Here is a 16,658-nt window from a genome sequence, read left to right as displayed (position 1 = left end):
GATAAATTGAGAATAGTTAAATACTTAGGATAAATGCCTACTATACAACAATTAGTAAGAAAAGGAAGAGAACAACTTGTATTCAAGTCAAAGTCTCCTGCTCTAGATTCCTGCCCACAAAGAAGGGGCGTATGTACACGTGTGTACACTACAACACCAAAGAAACCAAACTCTGCGATGCGTAAAGTTGCGAGGGTGCGTTTAACAAACTCTAAAGAGGTGAATGCTTATATTCCCGGAGAAGGCCACAACCTTCAGGAACACAGTATTGTGTTGATCCGAGGTGGTAGAGTAAAAGATCTTCCAGGTGTTCGTTACCACATCGTTCGTGGAGCATTAGATACTGCCGGAGTAAACGGTAGAAAACAAAGTAGATCTAAATACGGTGCTAAGAGACCTAAACCAGGCCAGGCTGCTGCAGCTCCTGCAAAAGGCAAGAAAAAATAATTAGAATATGAGAAAGGCGAAACCAAAGAAGAGATATCTTCTTCCTGATCCTAAATTTAGTGACACTATGGTTACTAAATTTGTAAACAGCTTAATGTATGATGGCAAGAAAAGCACAGCATACAGTATTTTTTATGATGCAGTTGCATTAGTTGAAAAGAAAACATCTGAAAGCGGTTTAGAAGTTTGGAAAAAAGCACTTAACAACGTGAGCCCTCAGGTTGAGGTTCGTTCCCGTCGTGTAGGTGGTTCTACATTCCAGGTTCCGACTGAAGTTCGTCCGGATAGAAAGATGGCTTTAGGAATGAAGTGGTTGATTAACTACGCTCGTTCTCGCGGTGAAAAAACTATGACTGATAAATTAGCTGGTGAAATTATCTCTGCTTCTAAAGGTGAAGGTGCTGCAGTTAAAAAGAGAGATGACGTACATAGAATGGCTGAAGCTAACAAAGCATTCTCACATTTCAGATTCTAATTTTCTGCAAACAATATTATGGCTCGCGATTTAAAATTCACACGAAATATTGGTATTGCCGCTCACATTGATGCTGGTAAAACTACAACTACTGAACGTATTCTTTACTATGCTGGTGTAAACCACAAAATCGGTGAAGTACACGAAGGTGGAGCAACAATGGACTGGATGGCTCAAGAGCAAGAAAGAGGTATCACGATTACTTCTGCTGCCACTACAGTTGGTTGGAAATACAGAGATAACCAATATCACGTAAATATTATTGATACTCCAGGTCACGTGGATTTTACTGTAGAAGTAAACAGATCATTACGTGTACTTGACGGTTTAGTATTCTTATTCAGTGCGGTTGATGGTGTTGAACCACAATCTGAAACAAACTGGCGTTTAGCCAACAACTACAAAGTAGCCAGATTAGGTTTCGTTAATAAAATGGACCGTTCCGGTGCTGACTTCTTAAACGTATGTAAGCAGGTTAAAGAAATGTTAGGCAGCAATGCTGTTCCATTGCAATTACCGATCGGTTCTGAAGATAATTTTCAAGGTGTTGTTGACTTAGTTAACAACAGAGCAATCGTTTGGAATGAAGCTGACAAAGGTATGACTTTCACGGAAGTGCCTATTCCAGCTGATATGGTTGATGAGACACTTGAGTACAGAGAGAAATTATTAGAAGCAGTAGCTGATTATGATGAGACTTTGATGGAGAAATTCTTCGAAGATCCAAATTCAATCTCGGAAACTGAAATATTAACAGCATTGCGTAAAGCTGTTTTAGATATGAAAATCGTTCCTATGTTGTGCGGTTCTTCATTCAAAAACAAAGGTGTTCAAACCATGCTTGATTATGTAATGGAGTTGTTACCTTCTCCGTTAGATAAAGATGATCTAGTAGGAATTAATCCTGATACAGATAAAGAAGTTGTGCGTAAGCCGGTTGAAACAGATCCATTCTGTGCATTAGCTTTCAAAATTGCAACAGATCCATTTGTAGGCCGTCTATGTTTCGTAAGATCATATTCAGGTCTATTGGAATCAGGTTCATATGTTTACAACACACGTTCCGGAAATAAAGAGCGAATTTCTCGTATTTTCCAGATGCATGCCAACAAGCAAAATCAAATTGACAGATTACACTGTGGAGATATTGGAGCTGTAGTAGGTTTCAAAGATATCAAAACAGGTGATACATTGTGTGACGAGAAAAACAAAATCATCCTTGAATCAATGGTATTCCCAGAGCCGGTTATCGGTTATGCGATTGAGCCAAAGACACAGGCAGATGTTGATAAAATGGGTGTTGCTATCGCTAAATTGGTAGAAGAAGATCCAACGTTACACGTGCATACAGATCAGGAAACTGGTCAGACAATCCTTAGAGGTATGGGTGAATTACACCTTGAAATTATCATCGATCGTATGAGACGTGAATTCAAGGTTGAAATTAACCAGGGTGCTCCTCAGGTTGCTTACAAAGAGTCGTTAACTAAAAGCACTGAACACCGTGAAGTTTTCAAAAAACAATCGGGTGGTCGTGGTAAGTTCGCAGATATCGTATTCGAATTATCTCCGCGTGAAGATGATAAATTAGGCCTTGAATTTGAGAATAAAATTGTTGGTGGTGTAATTCCAAAAGAATTTATTCCTTCTATTCAAAAAGGCTTTGAAGAAGCAATGAAAAATGGCGTAATCGCTGGTTTCCCTGTGGAATCAATGAAAGTACGTTTAAATCATGGTTCATTCCACGATGTCGATTCAGATGCATTGTCATTTGAATTGGCAGCAAGACAAGGTTTCAAAGAAGCAGCTAAAAATGCAGGTGCTAAAATCATGGAACCGATCATGTCTGTTGAAGTTGTTACTCCTGAAGAATACACTGGTCCTGTAACAGGTGACTTGAACAGAAGAAGAGGTATGATGAAGGGGATGGATTCTAAAATGGGTGCTCAGGTTATCAAAGCTGACGTTCCATTGTCTGAACTATTCGGTTATGTGACTGACTTAAGAACAATCTCTTCTGGTCGTGCAACTGCTTCATTGACATTCTCTCATTATGAATTCGTTCCTGCAAACCTTGCAGAAACTATAGTAGCTAAAGTTAAAGGTACTGCTGTAAGCAAATAATATCATGAATCAAAAAATCAGAATAAAACTTAAATCTTACGATCACAATTTGGTTGATAAATCTTCCGAAAGAATTGTAAGAGCTGTTAAGGCTACCGGGGCTGTTGTTAGTGGTCCAATTCCTTTGCCAACAGAAAAAGAGATCTTCACCGTTTTGAGATCTCCACACGTTAACAAGAAATCCAGAGATCAGTACCAGCTTTGTACATACAAAAGATTGGTTGATATCTACTCTACAAGTTCTAAAACAGTGGATGCTCTAATGAAATTAGAGTTGCCAAGTGGTGTAGACGTAGAAATCAAAGTTTGATAGAATCTTTCTTTTGATAGAAAAAATATAGGATGTAATACGAAAGTATTACATTTCTTTTCTACAAAGGGCTCATTTAAGCGAAAATAAACGTAAACTAATTTTGGTTACATGTATTTTTTCGTATCTTTGCAGTCCCTTTTTAGCGAAGGGTTAAATAATTAAATTGTATTGTCCGTAAAATATTAGGGTGATGTCCGGTATTATAGGTAAAAAAGTAGGGATGACAAGCGTATATGATGCAGTAGGGAATTATGTTCCTTGTACTGTAATCGAAGCTGGTCCTTGCGTTATCACGCAAATCAAAACTGTAGAAACAGACGGTTACAAAGCTGTTCAGTTAGCTTTCGATGATAAAAAAGAAAAGAGCACGACTAAGCCTCTTTTGGGTCATTTCAAAAAAGCAGGTGTTTCTCCAAAAAGAAAGCTTGTTGAATTCAAAGGTTTTGAAAATGAATTGACTCTTGGTCAATCTTTAGCAGCACAAGACGTATTCGTAGAAGGTGACTTCGTGGATGTAGTTGGTACTGCAAAAGGTAGAGGTTTCCAAGGTGTTGTAAAAAGACATGGTTTTGGTGGTGTGGGTGGTCAAACTCACGGTCAGCATAACAGAGCTCGTCACGCTGGTTCAATTGGTGCATGTTCTTTCCCTGCACGTGTATTTAAAGGTACTCGTATGGCTGGTAGAATGGGCAACAACAGAGTTAAAATTCAGAATTTACAAATTTTGAAAGTTTATCCTGAGCACAACTTATTAGTTGTTAGTGGTTCTGTACCAGGTTCTAAAAATTCTTACGTTTTAATTGAGAAGTAATTATGGAACTTTCCTTATTAAATATAAAAGGTAAAGATACTGGAAAGAAAGTAGTTCTTTCTGACGATATCTTCGCGGTAGAGCCTAACAACCACGCGATCTATTTAGATGTGAAACAATATCTTGCTCACCAGAGACAAGGTACTCATAAAGCTAAAGAACGTGCTGAAGTTTCTTTCTCAACAAAGAAACTTAAAAAGCAAAAAGGTACAGGCGGTGCGAGAGCAGGTAGCCGTAAATCACCAATATTTGTTGGTGGTGGTACTATCTTCGGTCCAAGACCAAGAACATACGGTTTCAAAGTAAATAAAAAAGTTAAAGACCTTGCACGTAAGTCTGCATTCAGCCACAAACTGAAAGAAAGCAACGTGACAGTCCTTGAGAACTTCACTTTGAATGCCCCAAAAACTAAAGATTATTTAGCAATACTTAAAGATCTTTCTTTGGATACAAAAAAGACTTTATTCGTAATCGCTGATATCGATAAGAATATAATCCTTTCAAGCAGAAACTTGAAAAAAGCTAAAGTTGTTAGCGTAGACCAAATCAATACATATGATTTAGTGAATGCAGACAAAGTAGTTATTTCTGAAGGATCTGTTTCGAAAATTGAAGCATTACTCAACTAATTAGAGTCATGAGTATTTTAAAGAAACCACTTATTACCGAAAAGGTATCTGCACAGAATGAAGGTGGAGTATACGGCTTTGTTGTAGATAAAAATGCAAACAAAGTTGCCATCAAACAAGCAGTTGAAAAAATGTACGGCGTCAATGTTGAAGAAGTAAGAACCATGATCGCTCCTGGTAAAAAGAAGACCCGCTATAGCAAAGGTTCATTCTTATCCGGAAAGACATCTTCATTCAAAAAGGCAATCGTAAAAGTTAAAGACGGAGAAATCATAGATTTCTACGGTAATCTATAATCATTAAGGTTCCATCATGTCACTGAAAAAATTCAGACCGATTACACCTGGTACAAGATTTAGAGTAGCCGCATCATACGATGACGTAACTACATCTACTCCTGAAAAGTCACTTGTTGTTTCTATTAAGAAATCAGGTGGCCGTAACAGCCAAGGTAAAATGACTATGCGCTATATTGGCGGTGGTCACAAACAACAGTATCGTATTATCGATTTCAAACGCGATAAGCACGCTATTCCTGCAGTAGTTAAAACGATCGAATACGATCCAAACCGTACTGCACGTATCGCTTTATTGTCTTATGCAGACGGTGAAAAAAGATACATCATTGCTCCAACGGGATTAGAAGTAGGTAATACTATTCTTTCCGGACCTGGTATTGCACCAGAAGTTGGCAATTGTCTTCCTTTATCAGATATTCCTCTAGGTACTGTTGTACACAATATTGAGTTAAAACCAGGCAAAGGTGCTGCAATGGCACGTAGCGCAGGTACATATGCTCAGTTGGTAGCACGTGAAGGTAAATATGCTACGCTTAAATTACCTTCCGGTGAAATGAGAATGGTTCTTGTAGTTTGCTACGCATCTATCGGAACGGTTTCTAACGCTGATCACATGAACCTTACAAAAGGTAAAGCCGGCGCCACAAGATGGGCAGGTAGAAGACCACGTGTTAGAGGTGTTGCAATGAACCCGGTTGATCACCCTATGGGTGGTGGTGAAGGTCGTTCATCTGGCGGTCACCCAAGATCTAGAAAAGGCTTGTATGCTAAAGGTGGTAAAACCAGAAGCGCAAACAAGTATTCTAAGAATATGATAGTTAAAAAAAGAGTTAACAAAAGATTGAGTAAATAATGTCACGTTCGCTCAAAAAAGGCCCATACATAGATTTCCGTCTTGACAATAAGGTTCAGGCGTTGAATGATTCAGCTAAGAAGACTGTGATCAAAACTTGGTCAAGAAGATCAATGATATCTCCTGAATTCGTTGGACATACTTTCGCAGTACACAACGGAAATAAATTTATCCCTGTTTATGTTACAGAAAACATGGTAGGACATAAATTTGGTGAATTTTCACCAACAAGGACTTTCAAAGGTCACGCTGCAAAAGGTAAGAAATAATTAAGTCATTAAGTTGACAAAGTATTCCAATGGAAACGACAGTTAAAATAAAAAAATCGGTTCTCAAAAGACAGAAGATTGCAGCAGCTAAAGAAGCAGCAGCAAAGGGAGCAGTTAAGGCACACCTTAACAACGTTCCGACTTCTACTAGAAAGATGAGACTTGTTGCTGATCTTGTAAGAGGACAGCGTGTAACGTTAGCGTTAGGTATCTTAAAATACCAGGCTAAACAAGGTGCTAGAAAATTAGAAAAATTAGTACTTGGTTCAGTTGCTGATTGGCAAGCTAAAAACTCTGAAGCTAGAGTTGAAGATGCAGATTTATATATTCGCGAAATTTTTGTTGATGGCGGTAGAGTTCTTAAAAGACTTCGCACTGCTCCTCAAGGTAGAGCGTATAGAGTTCGTAAAAGATCAAATCACATAACAATCGTTATTGATTCTTTAAAAGAGCTACCTGCTGCACCAGTTGCAGTAGTTGAAGAAAAAGAAGTTGTTGCTACTGCTGCTGCTAAGCCAAAAGCTACTGCTAAAAAGGCAACTGGTGAAAAAAGCAAAGCTAAAACTAAAGCGAATTAATTACCATGGGACAAAAAGTTAATCCGATAGGTTTCCGTTTAGGAGTTGTTAAAGGTTGGGAATCTAACTGGTACGGAGGCAAGACATTTGCTGACAAATTAGTTGAAGATGAACAAATACGTAAATATGTACTTGCTCGTATTCCTAAAGGCGGAATCTCTAAAATAGTTATCGAAAGAACTATTAAAAGAGTAACCCTTACTATTAATACTGCTAGACCTGGTGTTGTAATTGGTAAAGGTGGTGCTGAAGTTGATAAAATTAAAGAAGAGTTAAAGAAAATTACAGGTAAAGATGTTCAAATTAACATCTTTGAAATTAAAAGACCTGAAATGGAAGCTCTTCTAGTAGGAGAGTCAATAGCTCAACAATTAAAAGCTAGAATTTCTTACCGTCGTGCAATGAAGCAAGCAATTGCCGGTACGATGCGTGTAGGTGCTCTAGGTATTAAAATTAAATTATCCGGTCGTTTAGGTGGTGCTGAAATGGCACGTACTGATCAATATAAAGAAGGACGTATTCCTCTACATACATTACGTGCTGACATTGACTACGCTGTGAGTGAAGCATTAACTGTATATGGTAAAATCGGTATCAAAGTATGGATCTTTAAAGGTGAAGTATATGGTAAAAGAGATTTATCACCCAATGTAGGTAATGCTGCATCTGGAGCAAGTTCTTCTTCTAACAATGATAACGCTTCTCCTAATCAAGGCGGTCCTAGAAGAAAAAGAGGCGGCGAAGGTAATAGAAAAAAGTCTAACAAATAGAACAGAGATTCTGTCTGTATATAAAATAAAGTCATGTTACAGCCAAAACGTACAAAATATAGAAAGCAGCAAAAAGGGAGAGTAACTGGTGTTGCTACCCGCGGTCATAGAATTGCTTTCGGCTCTTTTGCAATTAAGTCTTTAGAAGGTGGTTGGATTACAGCTCGCCAAATCGAAGCAGCACGTATCGCAATGACACGTGCAATGAAAAGAGAAGGCCAGGTTTGGATCCGAGTGTTTCCAGACAAACCAATTACTCAAAAACCTGCAGAGGTTCGTATGGGTAAAGGTAAAGGTGCTCCTGAATATTGGGTTGCTTGTATCAAACCGGGTACAATCTTATTCGAATCAGGTGGAGTATCAATAGAAACGGCACAAGAATCTTTGCGTTTGGCTGCGCAAAAATTGCCTTTCAAAACAAAGTTTATTGTAAGACCGGATTACGTAGCATCATAATATGAAAACTGCTGAAATAAAAGGTTTATCGGTAGAAGATTTAAAGCAACGTATCGTTGCTGAAAAAGAGAACTTGCACAAGCTGAAATTTGCGCATGCGATTTCTCCGATTGAGAATCCGATGAAAATAAGTCATACTCGTAAGCTGATCGCTCAATTGAGTACTGAACTTACTGCAAAAAGTAAATAAGTTAAGGTCGAAAGATTAAATCTACCGAACTATAATGGAAGAGATTCTAAGAAACGCCAGAAAAGAAAGAACTGGCAAAGTAGTTAGTAATAAGATGAATAAATCTATTACTGTAGCTGTTGAACGTAAGGTAAAACACGCTAAGTATGGTAAATTCATACACAAAACTACAAAATTAATGGCCCATGATGAAAATCAGGAATGCGGAATTGGTGATACAGTGCGCGTTATGGAAACAAGACCATTAAGTAAATTGAAACGTTGGAGACTCGTTGAAGTCATTGAAAAAGCTAAGTAATCATGATACAGCAGGAATCAAGGCTATCCGTAGCAGACAACAGTGGTGCTAAAGAAGTATTAGTAATCCGTGTACTAGGTGGTACAGGTAAAAGATATGCTTCAATTGGCGACAAAGTTGTTGTGACTGTAAAGTCAGCAATTTCTTCAAGCAATATGAAGAAGGGTACGGTATCTAAAGCCGTGGTGGTACGCACCAAAAAAGAAGTTAAGCGTGCGGATGGTTCATACATCCGTTTCTCTGATAACGCTGCAGTTTTGTTAAACAATAATGATGAACCAAGAGGTACTCGTATCTTCGGTCCAGTTGCGCGCGAATTGAGAGACAAGCAATTTATGAAAATCGTTTCATTAGCCCCTGAAGTTCTTTAATTCGTATGGCAAGCAACAAACAAACAAAACTACATGTCCGCACAGGTGATAACGTTATTGTTATCTCTGGTGATGATAAAAGAAAGAGCGGTAAAGTTCTTTCTGTAGATAAGGAAAACCAAAAGGCAATTGTAGAAGGTATCAATATTGTTACTAAGCACAATAAGCCAACAGCGAATGTACCTAACGGTGGCATCGTTAAGAAAGAGGCTCCTATTCACATCAGTAAATTGATGATCGCTGATCCTAAAACAGGAAAAGCAACAAGAATCGGCCGTAAAGAAGATAAAAACGGCAAAATGGTTAGATACGCTAAACAGTCAGGGGAGGTAATCAAGTAATGGCTAATCCTAGATTAAAAGATAAATATCTTAATGATATTCTTCCGGAACTAAAGAAGAAGTTTCAGTACTCTTCCGTTATGCAAGTTCCTAAGATTACAAAGATTGTAATCAATAAAGGTATTGGTGCAGCTGTAGCTGACAAGAAATTAGTTGATGTAGGTGTTGATGAACTTACATTGATCTCTGGTCAGAAAGCAGTAGCTACTAAATCAAAGTTAGATGTTTCTAACTTCAAACTTAGAGCTAATATGCCAATCGGTGCTAAAGTTACGTTAAGAGGTAATCACATGTATGAGTTCCTTGACCGTTTAACGGCAGTGGCTTTACCACGTGTGCGTGATTTCAAAGGTATCAACGATAAAGGTTTTGACGGTCGTGGAAATTACACATTAGGTGTAAAAGAACAGATCATTTTCCCTGAAATCAGCATTGATAAAATAAATAAAATTACTGGTATGGACATCACGATCGTGACTACTGCCAATACAGACGAAGAAAGTTTTGAACTTCTGAAAGCATTCGGTATGCCGTTTGCATCTCTGAAAAAATAACAATATACCATGGCTAAAGAATCGGTAAAAGCTAGAGAAAGAAAAAAGCAGGCAACAGTTGAAAGATTTGCTGCTAAAAGAAAAGCTCTAAAAGAAGCAGGTGATTATGTAGGTTTAGATAAACTACCTAAAAATGCTTCTCCAGTACGTTTGCACAATCGTTGTAAGTTGACTGGTCGTCCAAGAGGTTACATGAGAAAATTCGGTATCAACCGTGTTACTTTCAGAGAACTTGCTGCAAATGGTAAAATTCCAGGTGTAACCAGAGCCAGTTGGTAATTTATTTCAAAATACTTTATTATTAAAAAATAATATCGTACCTTTGCAGGCCCTTTTAGGGCTTTTAATTTCTTATTAAAGTTGTTAGAATTGTTAAATATATGGATCCAATAGCCGATTACCTTACAAAAATCAGAAACGCGATAAAAGCAAAGCATCGCGTTGTTGAGGTTCCTGCTTCAAATATCAAGAAGGAGATTACTAAGGTATTATTTGATAAAGGTTATATTCAAAGCTATAAATTTGAAGAGAGTGCTGTTCAGGGCTCTATTAAAATAGCTTTAAAATATCACCCGCTTACAAAAGAATCAGCGATCGTTAAGATTGAGCGTATCAGTAAGCCAGGTTTGAGAAAATACACACACGCTGAAACTATGCCACGCGTGTTAAATGGTCTTGGTGTAGCTATCGTTTCTACCTCAAAAGGTATCATGAGCGATAAAGAGGCTAAGAATCTAAATATAGGCGGAGAAGTTCTTTGCTTTGTATATTAATTTAAAAATTTCGGACGAATACTATGTCACGTATCGGTAAATTACCTGTAACTCTTCCGGAAAAAGTTGAATTATCTGTATCACCAAGTAATCTTGTGACAGTAAAAGGCCCTAAAGGTACTCTTACTCAACAAGTTGATGTAGATATCAAAGTTTCCGTAGAAGATGGAAAGGTTGTAGTTGCTAGACCAACTGAGCAAAAAAGACACAAAGCATTACATGGTTTGTATCGCTCATTAATCAGCAACATGGTTCAAGGTGTTAGCCAAGGCTATAAAGTTGAACTTGAATTAGTTGGTGTTGGTTACAAAGCAACAGCTACTAATAACATTCTTGAATTAAGCTTAGGATATTCTCACGGTATCTTTTTGAAGTTACCTTCAGAAATCTCAGCTTCAGCGTTAACGGAAAAGGGTAAAAACCCTATCGTTACTTTAGAGTGTATTGATAAGCAGTTAATCGGTCAGGTTTCTGCAAAAATCAGATCTCTAAGAAAAATCGAACCTTACAAAGGTAAAGGTGTTCGATTCAAAGGAGAAGTTGTACGAAGAAAAGCTGGTAAAACAGCATCTAAATAAATAAGACATGGCAACTAAGAAAGATCTTAGAAGGCTCAGAATAAAAAGAGGTATCAGAAATAAAATTTCTGGTACTGCTGAGAAACCGAGATTATCTGTATTCAGAAGCAATACAGGTATATCAGCTCAATTAATTGATGATATCAGTGGCTTAACTCTTGCAAGCTGTTCTTCTGTTGAATTCAAGTCTAGTAAAGGTACTAAATGCGAAATTTCAACATTAGTAGGAAAAAAAATTGCAGAAAAAGCAGCTACTAAAGGCATCAAAAACATTGTTTTTGATAGAGGTGGCTTTTTGTATCACGGTCGTGTGAAAGCATTGGCTGAAGGTGCAAGAGAAGGTGGTTTAGCATTCTAATTCAATAAAGAAAAGATATTATGTCTCAAGTCAACGTTAAAACGGTAAAAGCGAGTGAAATCGAGCTTAAAGAGCATGTTGTTGCTATTAACCGCGTTGCTAAAGTAGTTAAAGGTGGACGTCGTTTCAGTTTTTCTGCAATAGTTGTAGTAGGAGATGGACACGGTGTTGTTGGTCATGGTTTAGGTAAAGCAAATGAAGTTACAGATGCGATTACTAAAGCAATCGACGATGCCAAAAAGAATCTTATAAAAGTTCCTGTTATTAACGGAACTCTACCACATGAAATGATTGGTAAATACAGTGGTGGTTTTGTATTTGTTAAGCCAGCTGCTCCAGGTACTGGAGTAATTGCAGGTGGTGCGATGCGTGCTGTATTTGAAAGTGCTGGTATTAAAGACGTTTTAGCAAAATCTAAAGGTTCTTCAAACCCTCACAACGTAGTAAAAGCAACAATCGACGCATTAGTTAAAATGAGAGCTCCTCATAAAGTAGCTATGCAGCGCGGTGTTGCTATGAGTAAAGTATTTAATGGTTAATTATAAATAATCATGGCAAAAGTTAAAATTACTCAAGTTGTAAGTGCAATTAAAAAAACTGATAACCAAAAAAGAGTATTAGCATCTTTAGGTTTAGGAAAGATTAATTCTTCAGTTGAACAAGAACTTACACCTTCAATAAAAGGAATGCTAAATAAGGTAAATCATTTAGTAGTTGTTAGCGAGTAAGCATTATGAAATTACATACATTAAGACCTGCAAAAGGTTCTGTAAAAACATCAAAACGTATAGGTAGAGGTACTGGATCTGGTAGAGGCGGTACATCAACTAAAGGTCATAAAGGAGCCAAATCCAGATCGGGTTATTCTTCTAAAATTGGTTTTGAAGGTGGTCAAATGCCGTTACAACGTCGTTTACCTAAGTTTGGATTTAAACCTCTGAACAAAATTGAATTCAAGCCAATCAATCTTGACGAATTACTTGAATTGATAGAAAAAACAGGTGCTTCTGTTATTGATACAGCTTTAATGAACCAGAATGGTTTGATCGGTAAAAACGATAAAGTTAAAGTTCTGGCAAGAGGTGAAGTTAAATCAATTAAGGCAGAAATTATTGCTCATGCATTTTCGGCTTCAGCTTCTGAAGCAATCACAAATGCTGGCGGTAAAGTTACTCTTATAGGCTAATGAAGCGTTTCATTACTACTTTTAAGAATATATTCTCAATAGAAGAACTTCGTACGAGAATCTTCACAACGATAATGTTCCTAGTTATGTTCAGACTAGGTTCTTTTGTTGTTTTACCAGGTGTAGACCCGAGTAAAATTACTGAAGGTACGAATACTAGCGGAATATTAGGTGTTATTAATACTTTCTCCGGCGGTGCATTCAATAACGTATCCGTATTTGGATTAGGTATCATGCCGTACATCTCGGCTTCAATTGTTCTTCAATTATTGACCTTTGCAGTTCCATATTTTCAACGTTTACAAAAAGACGGTGAATCAGGAAGAAAGACAATAAACCAGTATACAAGAATTTTAACAATTTTCATTACAGTTGCTCAATCAATAGGTTATTTAGCGGCAACATTAGATGAAGGTATGATTTATGAAGGAATGAATACACCTTTCATGAATGTAGTTAGAATTGTTACATTGATTTCCGGAACTATGTTCTGTATGTGGATCGGTGAGCGTATAACTGAAAAAGGAATTGGCAATGGTATTTCAATGTTGATCATGATTGGTATTGTTTCAAGATTACCATTCGCATTAATGGCTGAAGTATCATCTAAAAATCTTGAAGGTGCATTACCATTACTAATAGAATTTGCAGCTTTATTTGCAGTAATCATGCTGGTAGTTCTTGTGCAGCAGGCTACGCGGAGAATACCAATTCAATATACCAAACAAATTGCCGGAGGTAAGCAGGTAATTGGTCAACGTCAATATTTACCGTTGAAATTGATTGCTGCAGGCGTTATGCCGATTATCTTTGCTCAATCTGTGATGTTCCTTCCTGCAATTATCGGATCTTCATTTCCTGATTCGGAATTTGCAACAACGATTGGTTCAACAATGAGTGATTTCACTTCCTGGCAATACAATGTTGCTTTTGCAACAATGATCATATTGTTTACTTATTTCTATACAGCAATCACGGTTAATCCGAATTCAATTGCTGAAGATTTAAGAAGAAACGGGGGATTTATTCCTAGTGTTAAGCCAGGTCTTGCGACATCAGAGTATATTGATGATGTACTTACAAAAATAACATTGCCTGGATCTATATTTCTTGCTCTTTTAGCAATCTTACCTGCTTTTGCAAGTATGACTGGAATTGAAAAGGAATTTGCATATTTCTACGGCGGTACTTCTTTGTTGATTATGATTGGTGTTGTGCTTGACACACTTCAGCAAATCGAAAGCTTCTTATTGATGAAGCATTACGATGGAATGATGCAAACCGGTCGTGTTAAAGGAAGATTAGATACAGCTGCTGTTTAAATAAAAAATGGCAGTAATTCATTACAAGTCTAATGAAGAGCTAGAGATTATTCGCGAAAGCGGAAAAATACTTGGTAAAGCTCATGCAGAAATTGCAAAAATCATCAGACCGGGAGTTAAAACAAATGAATTAGATAAAATAGCTTATCAATTCATAGCTGATAACGGAGGAATACCTTCCTTCAAAGGCTTATACGGTTTCCCTTCCACACTTTGTATTTCAGTGAATGAAGTTGTTGTTCACGGTTTCCCAAGTGAGTATGAATTAAAAGATGGTGATATTATCTCTGTTGATTGTGGTGTAAAATATAATGGATATCATAGCGATTCTGCTTATACTTACCCAGTCGGAAATGTTAAAGAAGAAGTTTTGAAACTGCTTCGCGTAACAAAAGAGAGCTTATATAAAGGTGTTGAACAAGCCATTGTCGGCAATAGAATAGGTGACATAGGATTTTCAATACAATCGTTCGTTGAAAAAGAAGGTTATTCAGTAGTTCGGGAATTGGTTGGGCATGGTTTAGGTAAAAGCCTTCATGAGAAACCGGAAGTACCAAATTACGGAAACAGAGGTAAAGGGCTTAAACTGGAAGAAAATCTGGTTATTGCTATCGAACCTATGATTAATCTAGGTAAAAAGAATGTAGTTCAGGAGAATGACGGCTGGACAATTCGTACATCAGATAAAATGCCTTCTGCACATTTCGAACATACGGTAGCAGTAAAAAAGGGAAAACCGGAAATTTTGACTACCTTTGAATTTATTGAACAAATTATTAATATTTAATTCATCGCATGTCAAAACAGTCATCAATTGAGCAGGATGGTAAAATATTAGAAGCATTATCAAATGCAATGTTTCGTGTTGAATTGAGTAACGGGCACCAGGTAATCGCCCATATTTCAGGTAAAATGCGAATGAATTACATTAAGATATTGCCAGGAGACAAAGTAAGAATGGAAATGTCTCCATACGATTTAACCAAAGGAAGAATTGTATTTCGATATAAATAATAATTAAACATATAAATCAACAAGACGATGAAAGTAAAAACATCGATCAAAAAAAGAAGTGTAGATTGCAAAGTTGTCAGAAGACACGGCAAACTTCTAGTAATCAATAAGAAGAACCCACGGTTCAAACAAAGACAAGGTTAATATAATAGAATAATACTATGGCAAGGATTTCTGGTGTTGATATTCCCGATAACAAAAGAGGTGAAGTTTCTTTGACTTACATCTACGGTATTGGTCGTAATTCAGCTCAAAGTATTTTGACGAAAGCTGGTGTAAACTGGGACAAGAAAGTTAGTGAATGGAATGATGATGAGGCGAACGCAGTTCGTGCGATCATTGCTTCTGAACACAAAACTGAAGGTGCTCTTAAGTCTGAAGTACAATTAAGCATTAAACGTTTGATGGATATCGGCTGTTACAGAGGTCTTCGTCACAGAAAAGGATTACCTGTACGTGGTCAGCGTACAAAAAACAACTGTCGTACTCGTAAGGGTAAACGTAAAACAGTTGCAAATAAAAAGAAGGCAACTAAGTAGTAATTACTGAAACTGAAATTTAATTCAGAATATGGCTCAACAATCAACTGCCGCGAAAAGAAAAGATAAAGCTAAAAAAAGAATCGTAGTTATCGAACCTACAGGTCAGGTTCATATCAGAGCTTCTTTTAACAACATTATCATTTCTGTTACCAATAGTACAGGTCAAGTAATATCTTGGGCTTCTGCTGGTAAAATGGGATTCCGCGGATCTAAAAAGAATACTCCTTACGCTGCTCAGGTTGCAGCGCAAAACTGTGCTCAGGTTGCCTTTGAAGGCGGAATGAGAAAGTGTGAAGTTTTTGTAAAAGGACCAGGCTCAGGTAGAGAGTCTGCAATTCGCACCATCCAAAATGCAGGTATCGAAGTGTTAACGATTAAAGACGTTACGCCTATGCCACATAACGGATGCAGACCTCCTAAAAAGAGAAGAGTCTAATTATTTTAATTGAACATCAATAATTAATTAATACGAAATGGCACGTTATACTGGCCCAAGGTCTAGAATATCAAGAAGATTCGGTGAGCCTGTGATGGGGGATAGCAAAGCGCTTCAAAAGAAGAACTATGCGCCTGGAATGCACGGTAGAAATAAAAAAAGAAAGCAATCTGAATATTCTATTCAGTTAAAAGAAAAGCAAAAAGCTAAATATACTTATGGTGTATTAGAAAGACAATTTGCTAAAACTTTTGACACTGCAGCAAGAAAACAAGGTATCACTGGTGAAAACCTTTTGAAAATGCTTGAAGCTCGTTTAGATAATACAGTTTACCGTTTAGGTATTGCTTCATCAAGAAGAGCTGCTCGTCAACTTGTAATTCACAAACATATTGTGGTGAACGGTGATGTTGTAAACATTCCTTCATACCAATTGAAACCTGGCGATCAGTTAGGTGTTCGTGAGAAATCAAAATCAATCGAAGCAATAACAGATAGTCTTTCTACTCAATCAGCTAAGAAATTTACCTGGTTAGAGTGGGATCAATCAAGCATGTTAGGTAAATTTGTAACTTACCCTCAGCGTGAAGAAATTCCTGAAAACATCCAGGAACAACTGATTGTCGAGTTGTACTCTAAATAATAAATAAACATAATCTAACTATATATTT

At 37.2% G+C, this 16,658-nt stretch carries 31 protein-coding genes; all 31 read left to right on the top strand.

Going from position 1 to position 16,658, the window contains the following annotated elements; all coding sequences use genetic code 11:
• Positions 1–33 precede the first annotated feature (33 nt).
• Positions 34–447, top strand: a complete 414-nt coding sequence (gene rpsL, locus CHU_RS15395; protein ID WP_011586515.1) for a 30S ribosomal protein S12 — start codon at positions 34–36, stop codon at positions 445–447.
• 7 nt (positions 448–454) lie between these two features.
• Positions 455–922, top strand: coding sequence for a 30S ribosomal protein S7 (gene rpsG, locus CHU_RS15390; protein WP_011586514.1), 468 nt, complete (start codon positions 455–457; stop codon positions 920–922).
• Positions 923–940: 18 nt separating this feature from the next.
• Positions 941–3,046 (top strand): elongation factor G, encoded by a 2,106-nt coding sequence (gene fusA, locus CHU_RS15385; RefSeq protein WP_011586513.1) that lies wholly within the window; start codon positions 941–943, stop codon positions 3,044–3,046.
• Between the two features lie 4 nt (positions 3,047–3,050).
• Entirely contained in the window at positions 3,051–3,356 is a 306-nt protein-coding gene (gene rpsJ / locus CHU_RS15380; RefSeq protein ID WP_011586512.1) for a 30S ribosomal protein S10, read from the top strand.
• A 193-nt stretch (positions 3,357–3,549) separates the two neighbouring features.
• The gene (rplC, locus tag CHU_RS15375) at positions 3,550–4,170 is read left to right on the top strand and encodes a 50S ribosomal protein L3 (RefSeq protein WP_011586511.1); all 621 of its coding nucleotides are present in this window, start codon (positions 3,550–3,552) and stop codon (positions 4,168–4,170) included.
• Between the two features lie 2 nt (positions 4,171–4,172).
• Positions 4,173–4,799 carry a 50S ribosomal protein L4 gene (rplD, locus tag CHU_RS15370; protein WP_011586510.1) on the top strand — a complete coding sequence of 209 codons (627 nt, stop codon included), beginning with the start codon at positions 4,173–4,175 and terminating at the stop codon, positions 4,797–4,799.
• Between the two features lie 8 nt (positions 4,800–4,807).
• A complete protein-coding gene (gene rplW / locus CHU_RS15365; protein ID WP_011586509.1) occupies positions 4,808–5,095 on the top strand; it encodes a 50S ribosomal protein L23 in 288 nt (95 codons plus the stop codon).
• Between the two features lie 16 nt (positions 5,096–5,111).
• On the top strand, positions 5,112–5,951 hold the full coding sequence (gene rplB, locus CHU_RS15360; protein ID WP_011586508.1) for a 50S ribosomal protein L2: 840 nt from the start codon (positions 5,112–5,114) through the stop codon (positions 5,949–5,951).
• Positions 5,951–6,220, top strand: a complete 270-nt coding sequence (gene rpsS, locus CHU_RS15355; RefSeq protein WP_011586507.1) for a 30S ribosomal protein S19 — start codon at positions 5,951–5,953, stop codon at positions 6,218–6,220. The genes rplB and rpsS overlap by 1 nt, the downstream gene beginning before the upstream one ends.
• Before the next feature lie 29 nt (positions 6,221–6,249).
• Positions 6,250–6,798 (top strand): 50S ribosomal protein L22, encoded by a 549-nt coding sequence (gene rplV / locus CHU_RS15350; protein WP_011586506.1) that lies wholly within the window; start codon positions 6,250–6,252, stop codon positions 6,796–6,798.
• A 5-nt stretch (positions 6,799–6,803) separates the two neighbouring features.
• Positions 6,804–7,568 (top strand): 30S ribosomal protein S3, encoded by a 765-nt coding sequence (gene rpsC / locus CHU_RS15345; protein ID WP_011586505.1) that lies wholly within the window; start codon positions 6,804–6,806, stop codon positions 7,566–7,568.
• 33 nt (positions 7,569–7,601) lie between these two features.
• Positions 7,602–8,024 (top strand): 50S ribosomal protein L16, encoded by a 423-nt coding sequence (gene rplP, locus CHU_RS15340; protein WP_011586504.1) that lies wholly within the window; start codon positions 7,602–7,604, stop codon positions 8,022–8,024.
• A gap of 1 nt (position 8,025) precedes the next feature.
• Complete coding sequence (gene rpmC, locus CHU_RS15335) at positions 8,026–8,214, top strand: 50S ribosomal protein L29 (protein ID WP_011586503.1); 189 nt, start codon at positions 8,026–8,028, stop codon at positions 8,212–8,214.
• 34 nt (positions 8,215–8,248) lie between these two features.
• On the top strand, positions 8,249–8,512 hold the full coding sequence (rpsQ, locus tag CHU_RS15330) for a 30S ribosomal protein S17 (protein ID WP_011586502.1): 264 nt from the start codon (positions 8,249–8,251) through the stop codon (positions 8,510–8,512).
• A gap of 2 nt (positions 8,513–8,514) precedes the next feature.
• On the top strand, positions 8,515–8,883 hold the full coding sequence (gene rplN / locus CHU_RS15325) for a 50S ribosomal protein L14 (protein WP_011586501.1): 369 nt from the start codon (positions 8,515–8,517) through the stop codon (positions 8,881–8,883).
• 5 nt (positions 8,884–8,888) lie between these two features.
• The gene (rplX, locus tag CHU_RS15320) at positions 8,889–9,224 is read left to right on the top strand and encodes a 50S ribosomal protein L24 (protein WP_011586500.1); all 336 of its coding nucleotides are present in this window, start codon (positions 8,889–8,891) and stop codon (positions 9,222–9,224) included.
• Entirely contained in the window at positions 9,224–9,778 is a 555-nt protein-coding gene (rplE, locus tag CHU_RS15315) for a 50S ribosomal protein L5 (RefSeq protein ID WP_011586499.1), read from the top strand. Before rplX ends, rplE begins: the two co-directional genes overlap by 1 nt.
• Before the next feature lie 9 nt (positions 9,779–9,787).
• On the top strand, positions 9,788–10,057 hold the full coding sequence (gene rpsN, locus CHU_RS15310) for a 30S ribosomal protein S14 (protein WP_011586498.1): 270 nt from the start codon (positions 9,788–9,790) through the stop codon (positions 10,055–10,057).
• A gap of 101 nt (positions 10,058–10,158) precedes the next feature.
• On the top strand, positions 10,159–10,551 hold the full coding sequence (gene rpsH / locus CHU_RS15305; protein WP_011586497.1) for a 30S ribosomal protein S8: 393 nt from the start codon (positions 10,159–10,161) through the stop codon (positions 10,549–10,551).
• A gap of 23 nt (positions 10,552–10,574) precedes the next feature.
• Positions 10,575–11,129 carry a 50S ribosomal protein L6 gene (rplF, locus tag CHU_RS15300; RefSeq protein ID WP_011586496.1) on the top strand — a complete coding sequence of 185 codons (555 nt, stop codon included), beginning with the start codon at positions 10,575–10,577 and terminating at the stop codon, positions 11,127–11,129.
• 7 nt (positions 11,130–11,136) lie between these two features.
• Entirely contained in the window at positions 11,137–11,487 is a 351-nt protein-coding gene (rplR, locus tag CHU_RS15295; RefSeq protein ID WP_011586495.1) for a 50S ribosomal protein L18, read from the top strand.
• Between the two features lie 20 nt (positions 11,488–11,507).
• The gene (gene rpsE / locus CHU_RS15290) at positions 11,508–12,026 is read left to right on the top strand and encodes a 30S ribosomal protein S5 (protein ID WP_011586494.1); all 519 of its coding nucleotides are present in this window, start codon (positions 11,508–11,510) and stop codon (positions 12,024–12,026) included.
• 12 nt (positions 12,027–12,038) lie between these two features.
• The gene (rpmD, locus tag CHU_RS15285; RefSeq protein ID WP_011586493.1) at positions 12,039–12,215 is read left to right on the top strand and encodes a 50S ribosomal protein L30; all 177 of its coding nucleotides are present in this window, start codon (positions 12,039–12,041) and stop codon (positions 12,213–12,215) included.
• A 5-nt stretch (positions 12,216–12,220) separates the two neighbouring features.
• A complete protein-coding gene (gene rplO / locus CHU_RS15280; protein ID WP_011586492.1) occupies positions 12,221–12,673 on the top strand; it encodes a 50S ribosomal protein L15 in 453 nt (150 codons plus the stop codon).
• Positions 12,673–13,995, top strand: a complete 1,323-nt coding sequence (gene secY / locus CHU_RS15275; RefSeq protein ID WP_011586491.1) for a preprotein translocase subunit SecY — start codon at positions 12,673–12,675, stop codon at positions 13,993–13,995. Before rplO ends, secY begins: the two co-directional genes overlap by 1 nt.
• A gap of 7 nt (positions 13,996–14,002) precedes the next feature.
• The gene (gene map / locus CHU_RS15270; protein WP_011586490.1) at positions 14,003–14,782 is read left to right on the top strand and encodes a type I methionyl aminopeptidase; all 780 of its coding nucleotides are present in this window, start codon (positions 14,003–14,005) and stop codon (positions 14,780–14,782) included.
• A gap of 8 nt (positions 14,783–14,790) precedes the next feature.
• Positions 14,791–15,009: a translation initiation factor IF-1 gene (gene infA / locus CHU_RS15265; RefSeq protein ID WP_011586489.1), complete on the top strand. Its 219-nt coding sequence runs from the start codon at positions 14,791–14,793 to the stop codon at positions 15,007–15,009.
• A 27-nt stretch (positions 15,010–15,036) separates the two neighbouring features.
• Positions 15,037–15,153: a 50S ribosomal protein L36 gene (gene rpmJ / locus CHU_RS19320; protein ID WP_072356053.1), complete on the top strand. Its 117-nt coding sequence runs from the start codon at positions 15,037–15,039 to the stop codon at positions 15,151–15,153.
• A 17-nt stretch (positions 15,154–15,170) separates the two neighbouring features.
• Positions 15,171–15,548 (top strand): 30S ribosomal protein S13, encoded by a 378-nt coding sequence (rpsM, locus tag CHU_RS15260; RefSeq protein WP_011586488.1) that lies wholly within the window; start codon positions 15,171–15,173, stop codon positions 15,546–15,548.
• Positions 15,549–15,579: 31 nt separating this feature from the next.
• Complete coding sequence (gene rpsK / locus CHU_RS15255) at positions 15,580–15,987, top strand: 30S ribosomal protein S11 (RefSeq protein WP_011586487.1); 408 nt, start codon at positions 15,580–15,582, stop codon at positions 15,985–15,987.
• A gap of 37 nt (positions 15,988–16,024) precedes the next feature.
• Positions 16,025–16,630 (top strand): 30S ribosomal protein S4, encoded by a 606-nt coding sequence (gene rpsD / locus CHU_RS15250; protein WP_011586486.1) that lies wholly within the window; start codon positions 16,025–16,027, stop codon positions 16,628–16,630.
• The last annotated feature ends 28 nt before the right edge of the window (positions 16,631–16,658 follow it).

The sequence above is a fragment of the Cytophaga hutchinsonii ATCC 33406 genome, from assembly GCF_000014145.1.
GTDB lineage: Bacteria > Bacteroidota > Bacteroidia > Cytophagales > Cytophagaceae > Cytophaga > Cytophaga hutchinsonii.
This window is presented reverse-complemented; position numbering and strand designations above follow the sequence as displayed.